The sequence below is a fragment of the Paenibacillus bovis genome (assembly GCF_001421015.2).
Classification (GTDB): domain Bacteria; phylum Bacillota; class Bacilli; order Paenibacillales; family Paenibacillaceae; genus Saccharibacillus; species Saccharibacillus bovis.
In genome coordinates, this window is sequence record NZ_CP013023.1 from 1,442,372 (window position 1) to 1,460,873 (window position 18,502).

The following is an 18,502-nucleotide window of genomic DNA, read 5'->3' on the forward strand; positions in this document are numbered from 1 at the left end:
GCAGGATACGTTGATCACAGGCATCGAAGCGGTCGTTCGCGGCACAGAAAGGAGAGCTATATGGTACAGGATGAGGCGCTGGAAAATATAACATCATTTTTGCCAAAGATTACAATATTCGAATCGCTTCCGGAAGAAATTCTCCATGAAATCGAACAGCTGATAGCAAGATCCAATACGTACAAGCTGTCTAAAAATGCTATTCTTCATACGCCTGATGACGATAGAAACGGATTGTTTTTCATAGTCACCGGCAACCTTCGCTTCTACAAAACCAATTTGGCTGGCAAACAACATACCGTCTGTATTCTAAGCGAAGGCAGTGTATTTGGCGAGGTTGACACGTTCTCATTGGGTCAAAGAGGAGCTTATGTAGAAGCCATGGAAGACTCGTTTGTTGTTTCGATTCCGACCGAACAATTTGAGCCGCTTTTAAACAAGTATGCTGAATTGTCTTTGCGGTTTCTATCCGAAATGAGCAAACGATTGCGACAGCAGGATGAATTGGTAGAGAAATTGGTGCTGAAAGATTTGCGCGGCAAAATACTTTACTTTCTGAATCGATTATCCCAAAAATTCGGCGTAGAAGAAAATGGCTACCAAAAAATCGATATCCCTCTGACGCATCAGGAATTGGCAGATATGGTCGGTGCCACAAGAGAAGCGGTATCCGTGATCGTAAAAGAGCTATCCAATGAAGGTATTCTCGTAACCAGCCGCAGAACGATAATGATCCATATCGAAAAAGCGATGAAAGAAATGGCTTGATTCACTGCCTTTGTTCTGTTCTCTTGGCCTGTAGGTTTTCCGTATATTTCTGAGCGTAATCTGCATTACTGTCGAATGATCGATCCAGCGTTATGATAAAGGCCGAAACAGAGAAATTCTATCACAAAGGTGGAGGCACATAGACATGGGAAAGTTTGACGGGAAAGTAGTTGTTGTTACTGGAGGTACAAGCGGAATTGGACTGACCACGGCGCAGCGTTTCGTCGCAGAAGGAGCCTATGTATTCATTACCGGACGTAGACAAAGCGAGCTGGACAAGGCAGTAGCATTGATCGGTGAGCGGGTGACCGGCGTTCAGGGTGATGTGTCCAATTTGAAAGACCTGGACAAGCTGTTTGATCAGGTGAAGCAGGAAAAAGGGCATCTGGATATTCTGTTCGCCAACGCCGGAATTGGCAGCATACTGCCTCTGGGTCAAATTACGGAAGAGCAGTATGATACGATCTTCGATGTAAATGTAAAAGGTACCTTATTCACGATCCAAAAAGCGCTGCCGCTGTTTCCAAATATGACGGGAACCATCATCCTGACTGGCTCAACGGCAGGAACCATCGGTGACCCCGGGTTTAGCGTCTATGGAGGCAGCAAGGCAGCTCTCCGTCAGATGGCGAGAAACTGGATCATGGATTTGAAAGGTACGGGCATACGACTGAATGTACTGAGTCCGGGTACGGTCTACACACCGGCTTATGATGATCTATTTGGCGAGGCGCTTGATCAGGTCCTTGAATCATCGAAGGATACCGTTCCAATGGGACGGATGGGCAAGACCGAAGAGATTGCCAGTGCGCTAATGTTCCTGGCCTCGGAGGAAAGCAGCTATGTACACGGTATTGAATTATTCGTGGATGGCGGGATTGCCCAGATCTGATCGTGAATCGTCAAGGATAATTTATCATCTGAGTAATGACGGATAAGCCTATATATTTAAACAGGCAGAGGAGCCTTCAGATGCTCCTCTGCCTGTTTTTTTATGCTGCAATAAATTCGGAATATTCTCACAGAAGATATAATGAGTTTCTGGAGCGCTCAGACGTGTCCAATGCTCAGACATATCCCAATATAGTATAGAGTTCTTTCAACGCATCCAGCGGAGTACGACCCTTCTTGACGATATCGTCAGGTACATAGGGAGTATTATCAGGCATCGGCTGGTTGCGGCGATTGATCCAGATCGCCAGCCAGCCTGCTTTTTTGGCACCGATAATATCATTGGCATAAGAATCCCCGATATAGCAGGATTGCTCCGGTACAATCTGCATACTCTGCTCCACATGACGGAAAATGCGGGTATCCGGTTTGGCGACGCCCAGCTTGCCGGAAATAAATACATTCTGCTCATCGACCCACCGATTCATGCGCAGCTGTTGAACTTTGCGCGCCTGATGCTCTGCCGGTCCATTCGTAATAATGCCCAGCCGGATGCCAGCCTGAACCGCAAAATCCAGCAGCTCTTCCATCTGCGGGTCCAGGACAAGGCGCTGTTGCTGATCGGCATAACTGTCCTGAAAAGCACGCGCCTGCTCGACCGATATGCGTATATTCATATCCTCCATCGCCCGTGTGATCCGGTACACATGCATATCCGGTTCACTCATTTGTCCACTTCTAACTTGCTCGAACACTTCATCGCTGTACCATCGGTTTCTGGCAAATACATCTTCCACCCTGCAATCATAGTGCAGAGGACCGAATACGGATTGATAGGCATCGGTAAAGGGTGTTAATTGATCATACAGTGTATCATCCACATCCAGTAATAAGTTCATTCAGGGTACCTCCGTATCATTTGACAATATATAATAATCCGTAATCTTACGGAACAGCAGCGACCGACCAGATATAATAGGATCGCCGCTTTATTGTACACTGTATTAAAATAAGATAGACTGTAAGCGTGATTATGTAGGATCGGCCCTCATTTGTAAACCCGGCCCGAACTGCAGGTTATCGGATCAAATGGACAAAACGGCGGTTTCCCTGGCTGAATCCGTTAACGACAGGAGGATATTATGGACAATACTATGGAGCACAGCCGTGTAGGCATTATGGATATCGGTTCCAACTCTATCCGTCTGGTTATCTATGAGACCAGCAAGGCGGGAGGATACAGAGTACTCAAGGAATGCCGTGAATCGGCACGTCTCAGCGCAATTGTGACACCGGAGGGAGAGATGCCACTGGAAGCAGTGAGTGTGATCGTACCGGTGCTGCGCCAGTTTGTCGAAGTGAGTCAGGTCTATGAGGTAAGCGAGATTCGCGCCGTGGCTACAGCGGCGATTCGCAATGCGGTGAATGGGGAAGAGGTCATCTCCTATCTGAACGAGCATACCGGCCTGTCGATTGAACTGCTGCCTGGTGAGATGGAAGGGCATTACGGATTTATCGGTGTCGTGAACCGGATCGATATCCAGGATGGCTATATTATCGATATCGGCGGCGGTAGTACGGAGATTACCCTGTTCCAGAACCGCAAGCGGGTATCCACTGTGTCTTTCCCGTTTGGAGCAGTCAATATGAATGTGCGCTTTGGCAATCATACGAACGGCAAATGGGATGAAAAGTCGGTCTCCGAACTGGAGTCGCTGGTGCTGCAGTCTGCACGCGAACATCCATGGATCAGCAGTAATCCGGGGCTGCCGCTCGTCGGTCTGGGCGGTACGATTCGTGCGGTTGGTAAAATGCATCAGCGCAAACGCAAATATTCCATGGAGCAGATTCACCAGTATACACTTCAGGCAGAAGACACGGATTATTATTACCAGCAGCTGCCATCTCTGACCAATGAACAGCGTAAACGTATTGCCGGTCTGAGCAAAACGCGGAGTGATATTATTGTGCCGGGAACGATCATTCTGCATACGATGTTCCGTCATATGCAGTGCGATCATTATATTATCAGCGGTACCGGTCTAAGGGATGGACTATTTTTTGAATGGGACCGTGGCAAGGAACATGCCGTGCTGGACAATGTGCTGGAATACGAGATTCATGCGGCACTTTCCCAGGAGCCGCTGCCCCGTCAGCGTCATCTGCGCCAGGTAGACGAACTGTCGGTTCGCCTCTACGAAGCACTGGGCGAAGGCCAGGGCGATGCCTGGAACCGCAAGCTGCTGCGTACGGCGGCACTGATGCATCAGGTAGGGATGAACGTAGGCTATCATGAATACGAGGAGCATACCCGCTATCTGCTGACGACACGTGCCGTCGCCGGACTGGATCATCGGGAGACCGTACTGGTCGCTTTTATCGCTATCTTCGGCAGCAAAGGCAAAATCAAAAAAAGACGCATTTCTGTAGAATACGCGGATATTTTGCATCCCAAGGATGAAGAGCGGATTCGCCGTCTAGGAGCACTGCTGCAGCTCGCTGCTGCTATGGATACAAGCGAGACGCAGCCGGTCGATCGACTGAATGCTGTACGCAAAGGAAGAGACTTCGAGCTGACTATACACTGTCGCACCGAAGCCTCTATGGAATTAAACGATATTACCGAAGCGGTCAAAGATTTGGAGAAGGAGTGGGATGTGCGGGTCCGGTTGGTGGTACATACGGTTTCCACGAACTAACATCCCATGCTACGAATTGACTGCGAAGCGGTGGTTTGCCGTTTTTGAATAATTCATAATTGCCGCTGGGCAGAAGTATTCTGGCTTTGACATTATCTGCGAGGATAAGGTTCAGAATATTCAGCATGGCGGCTTTTGTGTTTTTATCGAACAATGGACACATCAGCTCTACCCGGCGAGTCAGATTGCGGGTCATCCAGTCTGCACTGGACAGCCATACTTCCTGCTGTCCGCCATTTTCAAAAGCATAGACCCGGGAGTGCTCCAGATAACGGTCGACGATACTGCGTACCCGGATGCGTTCGCTGAGACCCGGAATACCCGGACGCAGACAGCAGACTCCACGGATAATCAGATCAATCTCGACACCTGCCTGTGAAGCAGTATACAGTTCGTCAATCATGCGCTGATTGGACAGGGAATTCATTTTGGCGATGATTCGTGCTTTTCTGCCATTACGGGCATGATCGGCTTCACGCTGGATCAGCTCGATAAATTTGTTCATCATGGTATCGGGAGCGACCGCCACAGCTTTCCAGTCATGGCTTTCCGTATAGCCGGTAATATGATTGAATACCTCGGAAGCATCCTCACCGATCTGCTGGTTCACGGTCAGCAGACCGACATCGGTATAACTTTTGGCTGTCGAGGCATTATAGTTACCGGTACCGATATGGATATAACGGCGCAGCATATTGCCTTCACGGCGCACGACGAGAATGACTTTGGCATGGGTTTTGAGACCGACCAGGCCATAGACGACATGACAGCCGGCTTTTTCCAGCATACGTGCCCAGACGATATTGCGTTCTTCATCAAATCGAGCCTTCAGCTCCACGACGACGGTTACCTGCTTGCCGGATTCGGCAGCCTTGGCGAGCGAGTGGATCAGGGAAGACTTGCCGCTGACGCGGTACAGGGTCATCTTGATCGCCATTACATCTGGATCTTCGGCAGACTGCTCGATAAAGTCACTGATCGCATCAAACGATTCATACGGATGATACAGCAGCACATCCCGTTCTTTGAGCACGCTGAAGTAATCCGTTTCGCTGCCTTCCGGGAACTCGGGAGAGTACCGCGGAATCTCGGGCGGATAACGCAGGGAATCATGGCCCTGAATCGAATCGGAAAACGAAAGCAGAAAGCCCAGATCCAGCGGCCCGTCGATCTCGAATACCGCTTCGCTGATATCAAACTCCTCCATCAGCATCTGCATCGCATAGGGATGAATATCCTTCTGGATTTCCAGCCGGACAGGAGCACCACGTCTACGTTTGCGCAGCTGGTTCTCAATCTCTTCCATCAGGTCTTCCGCTTCTTCTTCGTTAATATCCAGATCGGCATTACGCGTCAGCCGGAACGCATTTACTGCCACCGGTTCGTAGCCGCCGAACAGAGTATGCACATGATGGCAAATTAGATCCTCGATAATCACATACTGCTGCTTTTTGCTGTTCTGGCGATGCGGCAGCGCAACCATACGCGGCAGATTCGAGGGAATCTGTACAATGGCGAAGTAATAACTGTCGCCGTCTTCGTTGTCTTCCTGTTTATCCCCTTTGCGTTCGAGCACGACCGATACATATACATTTAGTCCATGCACGAGCGGAAACGGACGACTCTGATCGACCGCCATCGGTGTCAGCACCGGGTAGATGACATCGTGATAATAAGTATCCGCAGCTTTTTGCTGGGAAGCGCTAAGATCCGTATAGCGGTTAACAGTAATCCCCTGTTTGCCCATTTGGCGGATCAGTTCGCGGTAGGTACGGTATTGCTGGGAGACCATCTTTTCAACTTTTTTGGTCAGGCGCTTGTACAGACCTGCCGGCGTATAGCCGGTAAAGTCCTTTTTGTTGTATCCGGCCTTGATCTGGTTACGGATACCAGCTACTCTGACACTCATGAACTCGTCCAGATTACGGGATACAATACCGAGAAACTTGATTCTCTCCAACAGGGGAGTCTCTGTATCCTGGGCCTCTTCAAGCACACGGGTGTTGAATTCGATCCAGCTTAAGTCACGGTTAATATAAGACGACTGGGATTGTTGGTGTCCATGTTTGTTTTCCATAATGCCTCCGGTAATGATTTACTTCCTGTCCTAGCGTACTGGTACTACCAGTATAGTGCAGAACGTATAGGAATATTGTCGAAATCTGCAAAAATACATCATATGTAGCCAGTATAGCCTTCTTTTGTTAACGCTGTGTAAAAAGAGGTATTAAGTTTCATTCCATAAATTAGGACCGTTGATTTTGCCTATGGATCTTTTCTGGGTACGGCCAAAATTAAAGCTGCGAATGCGCACCTCATAGCCTTCTTCTTCCAGCGGCATTGTCTTCTTGAGCTCGGCTACCGTGCGGGTCGGATAGCCGGGCCGGCTCAGATCAATCAGCAGCAGATCGTTATGCAGCTGGTTCAGGCATTCACCGAGAGTCATGCTGTCGGCCTCCTTTGCACATGGGAAATGGTCGCCAGGCATCCAGCGGATGCATAGGCGTACTCTTTCTTTATTACCCGCATCTCTGCATTTTGAGTAAATTGATCCGAAAATACAAAAAGACCTGATGCTGTCGCTCCCGTTTACGGGGAACAGAAAACATCAGGTCCGTGCGGATAATTGCTATATGGAAAAAAGATATGAGTAGAGAAATATAATTTATTTTGATTTGATCGGCTGGGTCGGAACATCCGGCAGATTGAGCAGATGCTTGACCGTCGTCGTCGAAGTCACGTTCATCCGCGGCAGGTACATCGGATCGTCACCGGGATGCACATAACCCGGACGCACCGTAAAGGCCATGCGATATCCGTTCATTTTGAGATCATATACCATTTTGGGATCGTATTCTCCGTATGGATAAGCAAAGTAAGGCGTATTGATGCCGGTTTTGGATTTCATGATATCAATATCATGGGTGAAGCGTGTGCTGTCCTTGCCGGCAGCATAGTACTCGGCACATTGTACGAGACGTTTGTAATGCAGATTGTACGTATGGCTGTGGTATTCGAATACATCGCGTGTTGCTTTCATTTCTTTGCGGGAAATGGTCGTTTTGGCTGTAGGTACGAATTTCTGTTTGTGATCCTTGAGCTTAGTACCGACGATAAAGATCGAAGCATGGAATCCGTACTTTTTGAGTACCGGATAAGCATATACGACATTATTCTGGTAACCGTCATCAAAGGTAAGTACGACCGTTTTCTCGGGCAGCTGAATCTCGCCATTCACATAGCGTTCCAGTTCTTTGAGGGTAGCGGTATGGTAGCCTTCATCATGCAGATATTTAATTCCTTCTTCAAAAGCTTCGAGGTTAATTCGCGCGTTATTCGGTTCAACATTATATTTTTCCGGTACGACATAGTGATACATCAGCACCGGGATATGGCTGGCTTTGCCGGGAGGAGCGCTATGGGTGATTTCCGAAGCGGCAGCTACATTGGTCGCTCCTTCCGGAACTTCGCCGTTCAGTGTCTCAAACAGATCATCGGTCATATCATATGTGGCCTTGCATGTCTCATAGGAGAAAGCGGAAGCATGTGGATACTTCAGGCTCAGCACATAGAAGGTCACGACGAAGGCGATAGTAATATAGAGTAGAATAATGAATAGATTACGGATACGTCGAATTCGCATTTCGCAGGCTCCTTTTCTGTCGACTGAGTGGGCAGCAATTCACTCCCCTTATATAACATCGGACAAGAAGCCGTGAAATTTTATGCTACTGTCGAATCATGTAGAATGTCCTATATAACCGAGTTGTATATATAGGCATGGTATGAACCAGGTTCTGTTCATTGATAAATAGGCAGGGGAAACCGGCTAAAGAGAGACGGACAATCCGAACAATGCACAGGGCATACACCAAAAAGCACGCCTCCACGAAACGTGAAGGCGTGCTGGTTCAAGCGTTAATCATACTGTAGTGTGGATCATGATTTAGAACATGGTGTTATCATTGGCGGACTTTTCAGGGACAGGCTGGCTCAGTGTCCACATCTCGGCAATCTGGCCGTTCTCAACGCGGAACATATGCACCACTGCATTACCGCGATCATCGGCACTGTTTTGCATATGGCTATACACCAGAACCAGATCGCCTTCTGCAATCACATTGGTTACTATGGCAGTACTATCAGCGTGAGCGCGGAACTCCGTCAGATAATGACTGGTGAGTGCGTCACGTCCGTTGGCAATACCGGAGCCGTGCTGAATGACATTGTCACTGACTGCTTCTTTGGCAGCATCGGTATTATGACTGTTGAAGAATGCATCATAGAAGTTTTTGACGAAATTGGCATTGGCCGCAACGGTCGCTCGTGGAGTATCAGCTACCACGGCCTCGGTAGAAGCAGTAGGCAGAAGATCAGCCGATTTCTCGGAGCCAGTCAGATTGGCTGCCGTCACACTCCAGTGCTCGGCGATCTTGTTATCCGCGATCCGGTACATATCGACCATGGGAGCAGACGAAGCTTGGGTGGCTGTATCAGCAGAACTGCTCGCCGGAGCAGCAGGCTCGGTAAAGACAGCGACCAGATCTCCCTGGCCGATCATGCCGCGTACATTTACTTTGTAATCGGCATTTTTCTGGAATAATGATGCATAGTACGCTGCGAATCCTTCGCGGCCGTTAGCTGCAGCTGGATTATGCTCTACATAACCTTCGGCCAGATATTGTTCTGCCTGATCCAGCTTGTGGCTGTTCAGAACATCATTATACAATCCAGTCACCAGCTTTTTGTTGTTGGTGATTTTGGTTACTTCGGCAGAAGTGTTGGCAGAACTGTCCGGTTCGGCCGGATTGGCTGTTGTGCCCGGAGTGGTACTGCCGGAATTCTCGGTAGTCGAAGGTGTCGATGGAGCAGGGGCATTGGATGTATTATTGCCCGAACAGGCAGACAGTACACCTAATAACATGAGACTTGAGAGTAGCAGATTGGTTTTTTTCATAATTAAAACTCCTTTGATTATTCATTGAGGGTGATTACTGTTAATCTCCCGACATGCAGCGAGCTGCTCTGGTTATATTAACCAAATGGTCAGCTGGCGAACGCATAGCTAACCAGATCGCTGCAGCAGTTCTTGATGTATCACTGCGATTAATAACGTGCAGAGGTTATTTTCGAACCTGCTGAACAGTACCTGTTCTATTATAAAAGACGTATACATCAATTGCGATGTTTCGCGATTTATAGTGAATGTTTCTAAATTTGCGGTATATAAAAAGCCAAAACAGCCTCCGGTGCATCATATACCGGAGGCTGTTTCTAAGCTGAGAAAGTATAATATTGTAATAAATGAAAATATATCGACCATCATTTATAAGGAAATACCTGTTATTTCCCAGCGGTACTGCTTGTCCGCACCAGATCGCAGTCCGCATTCCTAGCGGCGCATGAAGATAAACTTCTGGCCCAGAATTCCGATAATGCACAGAATCAGACTCACCCATGGCGAGATAACCAGTACAGGCATCACGTTGCGCAGATAGGTACCGACAACAATAATCGCAATCATAATGACCAGATAAGAGACGACCGAGCGGCCGTTGATTTGCATGCGCGGACGATCGAGCTCGCTCTTCTCCGCAGGCTGCTCGGCTACCCGCCGTACCAGCTCAACAAGCACAACCGCACCGGCAGCGACCAGGATCAGCGTAGAGAGACTGATCTCGCCTACAACGCCGGAGCCGCTGATATTGATTTTGAAAAATCCCATCAGCGCCTGCAGCAGAAACACCCATGTAAGCGCGACCCAGACAATCATCAGATAATACATGGGCTTGCTCAACTGCCGGGCCTCCGGCAGGTTCTCGATGAGCTGGTCGGCATAAATGTCCGATTCCTTGCCAAACAGCTGGCGAGCCGTTTTGCCTCTTTGCTGGGCTTCTAGCAGATGCTGTCCCATCTCCAGCAGCAGTTCTTCACCGGATTCGCGGCGGATGCGTGCATCCCGCACATGTACGATGACATCGTCATAGTAGCTCAGATTATCCTGTTTGAGTTGATCACGAATCGAATTAATATCCTTTACCAAATGACGTACAGTACTCATAATCGTTCCTCCAATCGTAATAAGTTGTACCTGTATATATTCCTATTTATACCGGCTGCGTGTAGTACCGGAGGTCGGTCTGGAATCTATTATTCTGCCACACTTTTGCTGCATTGACAATTGAATTCCCGGGATGCTAATATATTGTTTATCTAATACCAATTAAACTTATCGGAATTATTAAAATTAAATTATTTATCGCATAAAAAATAGGAGTTTTCTGATTATATACACCGCTATTACGGGGAGGAATCAAGATGGAACGTAATATCATTATTCGTCATCAGGAACTGGAGCTAACAGCCAGTATTCACTATCCAGCACAGGATCGTCAGGCTGACGGACAGGGGAAAGGCAAAGACCGTACACCGCTCATTGTAATCTGTCATGGCTTCGTGGGTAGCCGGATCGGTGTAGATCGTTTGTTTGTTAACAGTGCGCGCGAACTTGCGGCTGACGGATATATGGTCGTTCGTTTTGATTATGCGGGCTGTGGGGAAAGCAGTGGTCTGTATGGTCAGCAGGGCCTGGATTCCATGGTGGCGCAGACACGCAGTGTACTTGATTATGTGATGAATTGCAGTGATATCGATCCAACGCGGGTGACGCTGATCGGTCACAGTCTTGGCGGGGCGGTGGCGATTCTGACAGCGGTGCGCGATCACCGGGTCAAGCATCTGGTGCTCTGGTCGGCGGTCGGGCACCCGTTTAATGATATCGTCAAAATTGTAGGCCGCGAGACGTATGATCAGGCCGTGATCGAAGGAGAAGCGGATTATCTGGGATACTGCTTTAAGCCGGTGTATTTTGAGTCATTGGGCAATTACCAGCCATTTATCGAAGCGCGGCAGTTCAGCGGAGATGTATTGGTTGTACATGGTACTGGCGATGATGTGATTCCGGTGGATTATGCCTTTTTGTATCAGCAGGAATTCTGGACCCGGCAGGAAGGGCGCTGCGACAAGCAGATTATTTTCCAGGCGGATCATACATATTCGTCGGGGCCACATCGCCGTGAGCTGCTCCGGTATACCCGGGAATGGCTGGCCGGTCGCGAAGCTGCGCAGACACAGTGGCAGCACTGGATGATCTAGACAGATTACGATCCTGACGGAATAGACTTCATTCTGCTGTGAACCGCTGGATCGGAGATTTGACAGTCCACCGATATCCTTATAAGATCGTAACTACAAGAGCATGGCAGATACAGCTGTGGCGTTATCGCCGACAGATGATTCTCTGCTGCTCATCATATCGCTTTGAATTCACTAGGGGAGCCGTAGAGGCTGAGACGGATATGAATCCGGACCCTTGGAACCTGATCTGGGTTATACCAGCGGAGGGAAGTGGACGCGGATATTCACTCATGCCTGATAAGGCACTTTATACCTGAATGAATGATACGGCCCATTAATCTCCTGCTGGAGGTGAATGGGTCTTTTTTGTATATGCGTTATATCGTTGTATCGCCAAAGGAGGAGAAGAAACATGTCGTTTTTGCAAAAGGTACGTCAGCAAAATCCGCTGGTACACAATATTACCAATGTAGTAGTAACCAATTTTACAGCAAATGGTCTGCTTGCCCTGGGGGCATCGCCGTTTATGGCTTATGCCCACGAGGAGGTAGCTGATGTGGCAGCGATGGCTGGCGCGGTCATGCTCAATATGGGTACGCTGGATGAATATACGCTGCAGTCGATTCTGCTGGCTGGACAATCAGCCAACCGGGCGGGAGTACCCGTTGTATTCGATCCGGTAGGAGCGGGGGCGACTCCTTACCGCACGGCAGCAGCCCGTCAGGTGACGGAGCAGATGCAGGTTGATATTTTGCGCAGCAATATCGCAGAGCTCGCTCACGTCGCCGGCGCGGAATGGACGATTCGGGGCGTCGATGCCGGAGCTGGTGAAGGGGATCGTGTGAAGCTGGCTCAGCAATCGGCCCGGCAGCTGGGAACGCTGGTCGTGGTAACCGGACAGGAAGATATCGTTACGGATGGAGAGACGACATGGATCGTCAGCAATGGGCATGAACTGCTGACCCGGATCACCGGTGCAGGCTGCCTGCTGAGTTCGGTAGTAGCCGCTTTTGCAGCAGTGAGCGGAGGCAGGGAATACTGGCTGTCCGCTGCAACCGAAGCGCTGGCTTTTTATGGAACAGCTGCAGAGATTGCGGCAGAGCGCACCGCAGGACAGGGAACCGGCAGCTTCCAGATCGAGCTGATCAACCAGCTGTCTCTGCTGACACCGGACGAGCTGCAAAAGCGGGCACGAATCGAGCAGCTGTAGGAAGGCATCGTCGCAACAGATAGTAGTGCAGCGAAATTCATAATACCAATCCTATGCCCATCTATATATTTCTATACCAAAGGAGAGAACAGCGATGAGTATTCATCAGGCATTAACGATTGCAGGCTCGGATAGTGGTGGCGGCGCGGGTATACAGGCTGACCTGAAAACCTTTCAGGAATTGGGTGTCTACGGCATGTCCGTGATTACGGCTGTCACGGCGCAGAATACGGCGGGCGTACAGGGTGTCTATCCTGTCGAGATGGCAGGTGTGATCCGGCAGCTCGATTCGATCGGGGAAGATCTGGCACCGGATGCAGTCAAAACCGGTATGCTGTTCAGCGCAGATATTATCCGTGAAGTTGCGCAGGCTGTACGCCGATATGGCTGGCGGCAGCTCGTGATCGATCCGGTCATGGTAGCCAAAGGAGGATCGGTACTGCTTCAGCAGCAGGCCGTACAGGCTTTGATCGATGAGCTCCTGCCGCTGGCAGCGATCATTACCCCCAATGTTCCGGAAGCGGAACTGTTGACCGGCATGACTATTCGTACGCTGGCAGAGCGCAAGCAGGCTGCCAGACAGTTGGTAGCGATGGGAGCACGATGCGCGGTCGTCAAAGGTGGACATGATCTGTCCACTAATCAGGCAGTAGATGTAATGTATGATGGGGAACGGTTCCATTATACAGAGAGCCCCCGTATCGACACACCGCATACCCATGGGACAGGGTGTACCTACTCGGCAGCGATTACGGCTGAACTGGCGCGAGGCAGTGACATGCTGTCTGCGGTACGCACTGCCAAAGCATTTGTGCAGGCTGCAATAGCAGACGGACTGGGTATCGGATCGGTACATGGTCCGACCAATCATTTTGCTTATCGGCGCAAAGGAGCGGTATTATGAAGCAGCCAGCAGAGCATCACACAGGAGAAACACAGCAGTCGGCAGGCTATACCGAACAGCCCGGACGGCAGATAGTTATTCCTGCTCACGGCACCGACGCGCGCAGCCGCTGGATTCGTGAGAGGCTGCCGGTATATCTGGTGATGGGCAGCATCAACTGTGCCCGTCCGCCGGAACAGGTGCTGATAGATGCTATCGCGGGAGGCACCACTTTTTTTCAGTATCGTGAAAAAGGAACAGGCGCGCTGACCGGCAGCGCTGCAGTAGAGCTGGCCCGGCAGCTGCAAAGTATATGCAGAGCGCAGGGAGTGCCCTTTATTGTCAATGACGATCTGGAGCTGGCTTTGCAATTGGATGCGGATGGAGTGCATATCGGTCAGGAGGATGCACCTGCTGCGCTAATTCGGCAGCAGCTAGGACCGGACAAGATTGTTGGCGTATCTGCCCATTCCCTGGCAGAAGCCAAGCAGGCTATAGCGGATGGAGCCGATTATCTGGGTATCGGACCTGTCTATCCGACCCGTTCCAAAGCAGATGCCGAGCCGGTACGCGGTACGGCGATCATTGAGCAGATTCGTGCAGCAGGCATAACCCTGCCGCTTGTCGGTATCGGAGGAATTGATGCTCGCAATGCAGCGCCTGTTCTGCAGGCTGGAGCGGATGGAGTAGCTGTTATTTCGGCTATTGCCGGAGCATTAGACAGCAGACTGGCTGCCGCTGAGCTGGCCGCTTTATTTGCCGGCGACAATATTTCCGAATAGACATAATCGGGATAAACCAAAATACGGACGGTATTCGGCCATGCCTGCACAGGAAGCGCCGGATGCCGTTTTTTGGCTATGCCCGGTTGTGGGAGAAACTCCTGACGACGCATTAGATACATGCTGCTGTTACGTTATGATTTGAGATGACTGCGACCTTTCCTTTACAATCTGGTATAGAACCAGCAACACGGATCAAGAGAAGCTGAGAAAGGAAGAGTCTATTGCTAAAAGAACGGATCGATTATCTTTGCCACAAAAAGAATATGTCGCGCAAGGAACTGACGGATGGACTGGTGACCCAGGCGCATTTTTCCAATATTCTGGCTGGGCGTTATCCGCTGCCGGATGACCTGGCGGAAGCAATGGCTGAGCGGCTGGGCGTATTGCCAGGCTATTTGCTGCATGCCGACGATCAGGATGACCATGTATTACAGCGAGCAGAGCAGATTGTCGAGCAGCTATCGGTGCAGGCCTCAGCGCTTGAGGAGCAGCAGGTGAATGATCTGCCGGATCGGCATGATACGCTGACAGTAGAACTGACTACCGCCCTGATGAAAGCTACTTATTACCAGCAGCTGAATGATCAGGATGCCTATGCCTATTTGCATCAATCCTATCTGAACTTTTATCTGGAACGGTATGGTCGGCCGGATGAAGCCCTGCTGCCTTTGCCGCTGATGAAAGCAATGCTATTCTACAAAATCCAGTCTGCCCGCTCCCGGCAGCAGTATCACGATGTATTGGCGCAGACGGAGCGATGGCTGAATCTGCTGCCGGAGCAGGGAGAGACGTGGCTGACTGGCCAGCAGATTCGTATGGAAGCTTTTGTACATACCCGTCAGTTTGAACCGGCCAAGCAGACTTTTGAAAAAATAACTTCGTACATCTACGAGCAGCGGCTATTCCATCGCCTGTCCGGAATGTATGTACTGTACAGCGGATACTGCCATGTCATGCAGCAGCCTCAGGAAGCACTGATTGCCCTGTCGATGGCAGAAGCGCATCTGGTCTACGCCCAGCATCAGGGCGATACGCTGACTGCTATTATGAATAATCGTATTCTGATGCTTACGATGACCGGCGAGCTATCGCAGGCCGCGCAGGAAGTGGAGCGCTTTGGCAGTATAGTCGATCTGCAGCCGCCCGAGATGCGGCAGCAGATGGAGCCGGTGCTGCTCGTATACCGGTGCGAGATTGAGCTGGCTCGGCAGGATTGGGCTGCGCTGGTGCAGCGATTGGAGCAGCTGCGCACTCTGACGCTGACCGAGGATCAGCAGATGGCTGTACGTTTTTATAGCAGTCAGCTGGCACTGGCTCATGGACAGGCAGATCAATTTATGGAAGAAGCGACAGCCTGTCTGCCGTATTTTGAGCAGATCCGTCAGCAGGATCGATTAAATATTCTGTATGAAAGTTTGGCAGTCGTGTCGGAAGAGCAGCGTCGCTACAAGGATGCAGCCTCGTACTACCGCAAACTGGTCTATCTGCTTCGCCATGCCTGACAGAAGATTATAGACGTATCCATTATCCCGGAAAAATACAAATAAAGAGCGATTAATCGGAATTCAGGCGATAAAATAGACCTGGAAACAGCCTGTCTGCTGCAATATAATGCGGGAGATCGGTAGCTTCTGTCCGTGAATCCCTGCTTTTATTTGCGACAAGCGCCTTTATCCCACAAAAAAATCAAACCTGTATCGTATTTAAAGCAGGCCATGAGCCTGCTTTTTTGTATGTGCCGTCATGTATTGTGGCACGATTCCGGTCTTTTTATAATAAAAACAGGAACATAATTACAAGCACAGGAGCGTGATAGATATGGGATTTTTTAAACGTAACAAAAAGCAGCAGGATGCACTGGATCAGGCAGAACAGACATTGAACAAAGGAATCAGCGGATTGTTTGTCAAAAGCATTATCCCCAAAGAGCACCGTGACCAGATGAATGCAGGATTGCAATCTGCCCGCGATGCGCAGGCAGCAGCGCAGGGACATATCCCCGTCACCGCCATGGGTACAGTACTGACGATCCGGGATACCGGCAAACTGGTCAATTTTGATCCGATCGTCGTCATGACGCTGGATGTACTAGAAAATAGCGGAGCCCGCTATCAGAAGACGATGGAGACACTGGTACCCAAAATGCATATTCCCCGCCCAGGTGATCGAATCGGACTGGGCACGCATCCCTCCCGGCCATCCGAATGGATCTATATGGGACCGCTGTACTGATTATTGATATCCACATCAAAAAGGAGCGAAAAATAATGGTAAAATTTCTGGTAACAACAGGTTCAATATGTCTAATGGCGGCTCTCTTTCTACCTTTATATGCGAATTTTCAGGGAGGGGGTGCATACGAGGTTATCGACTCAGCCTGGTACCGTCCACTAATCTATACCGGCTTTGCGCTTGTATTTATTCCTTCTATTCTGGGTACCCTATTTAGCCTGCGTACGGTCAAATCCGGTGAACCCGCAGTAGGATTGATTGAGCGTGTACAGCAGACCGGAACGTATATCAATGAACAGCCTCAACTGGAGCTCGAAGTCATCGTTACCCGTCACGGCCAGCAGCCTTACCCGGCCCGTACACGAGCTGTTATTCCACAGACAGCGCTCGCCCAGTTCCAGCCCGGCAGCATTATTCCACTGCTGGTCTCACCCAAAGATCCTGCCAAAGTCGGTATCGATCTACAGGGTCGGGTCTCTCAGACAGATGTACAGAATCTGCTGCATGAGCGAATGATGCAGCAGGGAGTGCCTCAGGATATTATGGAGATTGCGCAGCATGGCGAGCAGCTCTATGCCAAAGTGGTGGATGTGGTGCCTCTGGGCAGCTCCGCACCAGGCAAAGTCCGGCTGCAGCTGACATTATCGATTACAACCAATCAGGGAGACACCGTCACTGTAAATACACAAAAGGAAATTTTCGAGACCCAGCTTCCACAGGTACAGCAGGGTCATGTCATCCGGGTGATGTACTCAAAAGCTCATCCGTCCGAAGTGGCACTGGCTCTGCCGACAGGCGAAGAGGAGCTGCGCCGTGTATTTGGGCAAAATCAATAATTGGCGTCAGCTGTACGATTCGAGTGCAGCAGATGAACAGGATATATAACAAAACAGCCAACCTGTACGGACGATCCGTTCAGATATGGCTGTTTTGTTATTGTTTTTTATATGATTAGATATGCGATCAGGCTGCTTTGTGTGTAGGGGCAGTCGGGCTGCCACCACGGTGATGATTATTTCTTTTGAACAGAGTAGCTCTCAGGTAAGGCAGTACCCAGTAGTCCAGTCCGATTTTACCGGCATTCGCGCCAGCGACGACGATAAAGATCTCTGCCAGCAGCAGGTATGGGTTGGTGCTTACCGTACCCGAGAACAGGAAGGCAAAGTTCATTACCATGCCCATCAGGGCAGCGATAGTAGTGAACGTACCGAGGATCAATCCCAGACCGACGAGGAATTCACCGATTGGTACAATAACATTGAACAGTCCCACATTCGGCAGTGCAAAATGCTGCAGAAATGCTCCCCAGCCTGCCTGGACGCTTGGATGTTCGCCGCCGGTGCTTGCGATAGCACCGGTCAGGAAGCCGGTAGCGTCGAATCCGCCGGTCAATTTGCCCCAGCCGCCTTCGATCCATTTGAATCCGATATACACGCGTACGATGGTTAACAACCACATTGCCACTTTGCTTTCTCTAAGCCATCTGTTCATAATTGATGCACCCCTTAACTATAATATCAAGCCATTTTGCTAATGCTGTGATGTCATGTGATGATTGTCTCTTTCATGGTTTTATCTTAAAACATTCCTAAATTTTAATATGTAACAAAAATCACAATCTAGTTTATTTTTTAATATTTTATGATTAAGCAGTTTAAACTGGAGCTTTTGTCTATATTGTCATATGCAAAATAGATATAGAGCGAGCTATCTTCGTAATACGGATTGTGGACAGGAACGTTTTATCGTCTCCAAACGCTACCTGATTTTGAAAAATATGACCTTTATAGTTCTCCAGCAGCGGCAGCTATGTATATAATGAATACAGCAAAGACCCGAATGGCTTGTATACATAATGGAACTTATCCGGCATATTATGCGGACATAGCACAACAGC

At 49.6% G+C, this 18,502-nt stretch carries 17 protein-coding genes and 1 riboswitch; of the genes, 10 read left to right on the forward strand and 7 right to left on the reverse strand.

Annotation, left to right across the window (positions count from 1 at the left end):
* The first annotated feature begins 60 nt into the window (after window positions 1-60).
* Entirely contained in the window at window positions 61-768 is a 708-nt protein-coding gene (locus tag AR543_RS06155; RefSeq protein WP_060532711.1) for a Crp/Fnr family transcriptional regulator, read from the forward strand.
* A 145-nt stretch (window positions 769-913) separates the two neighbouring features.
* On the forward strand, window positions 914-1,660 hold the full coding sequence (locus AR543_RS06160; protein ID WP_060532713.1) for an SDR family NAD(P)-dependent oxidoreductase: 747 nt from the start codon (window positions 914-916) through the stop codon (window positions 1,658-1,660).
* Window positions 1,661-1,835: 175 nt separating this feature from the next.
* On the opposite strand, the gene AR543_RS06165 is transcribed toward AR543_RS06160, so the two are convergent.
* Window positions 1,836-2,558, reverse strand: coding sequence for an HAD family hydrolase (locus tag AR543_RS06165; RefSeq protein WP_060532715.1), 723 nt, complete (start codon window positions 2,556-2,558; stop codon window positions 1,836-1,838).
* Window positions 2,559-2,801: 243 nt separating this feature from the next.
* On the opposite strand from AR543_RS06165, the gene AR543_RS06170 reads away from it, so the two are divergent.
* Window positions 2,802-4,358 carry a Ppx/GppA family phosphatase gene (locus tag AR543_RS06170; protein WP_060532717.1) on the forward strand — a complete coding sequence of 519 codons (1,557 nt, stop codon included), beginning with the start codon at window positions 2,802-2,804 and terminating at the stop codon, window positions 4,356-4,358.
* Here AR543_RS06170 and ppk1 read toward each other — a convergent pair.
* The 5 genes from ppk1 to AR543_RS06195 form a co-directional block, all read right to left on the reverse strand.
* Window positions 4,291-6,435, reverse strand: coding sequence for a polyphosphate kinase 1 (gene ppk1, locus AR543_RS06175; RefSeq protein ID WP_060532719.1), 2,145 nt, complete (start codon window positions 6,433-6,435; stop codon window positions 4,291-4,293). The genes AR543_RS06170 and ppk1 overlap by 68 nt on opposite strands.
* A gap of 150 nt (window positions 6,436-6,585) precedes the next feature.
* A complete protein-coding gene (locus tag AR543_RS06180) occupies window positions 6,586-6,804 on the reverse strand; it encodes a hypothetical protein (protein ID WP_060532721.1) in 219 nt (72 codons plus the stop codon).
* 219 nt (window positions 6,805-7,023) lie between these two features.
* On the reverse strand, window positions 7,024-8,001 hold the full coding sequence (locus AR543_RS06185) for a polysaccharide deacetylase family protein (RefSeq protein ID WP_060532723.1): 978 nt from the start codon (window positions 7,999-8,001) through the stop codon (window positions 7,024-7,026).
* Between the two features lie 303 nt (window positions 8,002-8,304).
* The gene (locus AR543_RS06190) at window positions 8,305-9,315 is read right to left on the reverse strand and encodes a nuclear transport factor 2 family protein (RefSeq protein ID WP_060532725.1); all 1,011 of its coding nucleotides are present in this window, start codon (window positions 9,313-9,315) and stop codon (window positions 8,305-8,307) included.
* A gap of 435 nt (window positions 9,316-9,750) precedes the next feature.
* On the reverse strand, window positions 9,751-10,419 hold the full coding sequence (locus AR543_RS06195; protein WP_060532727.1) for a DUF1129 family protein: 669 nt from the start codon (window positions 10,417-10,419) through the stop codon (window positions 9,751-9,753).
* Window positions 10,420-10,676: 257 nt separating this feature from the next.
* Here AR543_RS06195 and AR543_RS06200 point away from each other — a divergent pair, with 257 nt between their 5' ends.
* The 7 genes from AR543_RS06200 (at window position 10,677) to AR543_RS06230 (ending at window position 17,441) form a co-directional block, all read left to right on the forward strand.
* Window positions 10,677-11,513, forward strand: coding sequence for an alpha/beta hydrolase (locus tag AR543_RS06200; RefSeq protein WP_060532729.1), 837 nt, complete (start codon window positions 10,677-10,679; stop codon window positions 11,511-11,513).
* A gap of 166 nt (window positions 11,514-11,679) precedes the next feature.
* A riboswitch (TPP riboswitch) is annotated at window positions 11,680-11,781 on the forward strand.
* A 126-nt stretch (window positions 11,782-11,907) separates the two neighbouring features.
* The gene (gene thiM / locus AR543_RS06205) at window positions 11,908-12,705 is read left to right on the forward strand and encodes a hydroxyethylthiazole kinase (RefSeq protein WP_060532730.1); all 798 of its coding nucleotides are present in this window, start codon (window positions 11,908-11,910) and stop codon (window positions 12,703-12,705) included.
* A 94-nt stretch (window positions 12,706-12,799) separates the two neighbouring features.
* Window positions 12,800-13,609 (forward strand): bifunctional hydroxymethylpyrimidine kinase/phosphomethylpyrimidine kinase, encoded by an 810-nt coding sequence (gene thiD / locus AR543_RS06210; RefSeq protein WP_060532733.1) that lies wholly within the window; start codon window positions 12,800-12,802, stop codon window positions 13,607-13,609.
* Between the two features lie 143 nt (window positions 13,610-13,752).
* Entirely contained in the window at window positions 13,753-14,370 is a 618-nt protein-coding gene (gene thiE, locus AR543_RS06215; RefSeq protein ID WP_060536664.1) for a thiamine phosphate synthase, read from the forward strand.
* A gap of 224 nt (window positions 14,371-14,594) precedes the next feature.
* Window positions 14,595-15,875: a helix-turn-helix domain-containing protein gene (locus tag AR543_RS06220; RefSeq protein WP_060532734.1), complete on the forward strand. Its 1,281-nt coding sequence runs from the start codon at window positions 14,595-14,597 to the stop codon at window positions 15,873-15,875.
* A 316-nt stretch (window positions 15,876-16,191) separates the two neighbouring features.
* On the forward strand, window positions 16,192-16,605 hold the full coding sequence (locus AR543_RS06225; protein ID WP_060532737.1) for a hypothetical protein: 414 nt from the start codon (window positions 16,192-16,194) through the stop codon (window positions 16,603-16,605).
* A gap of 35 nt (window positions 16,606-16,640) precedes the next feature.
* A complete protein-coding gene (locus AR543_RS06230; protein WP_060532739.1) occupies window positions 16,641-17,441 on the forward strand; it encodes a hypothetical protein in 801 nt (266 codons plus the stop codon).
* A gap of 127 nt (window positions 17,442-17,568) precedes the next feature.
* On the opposite strand, the gene AR543_RS06235 is transcribed toward AR543_RS06230, so the two are convergent.
* Window positions 17,569-18,099 carry a DoxX family protein gene (locus AR543_RS06235; protein ID WP_060532741.1) on the reverse strand — a complete coding sequence of 177 codons (531 nt, stop codon included), beginning with the start codon at window positions 18,097-18,099 and terminating at the stop codon, window positions 17,569-17,571.
* Between the last annotated feature and the right edge of the window lie 403 nt (window positions 18,100-18,502).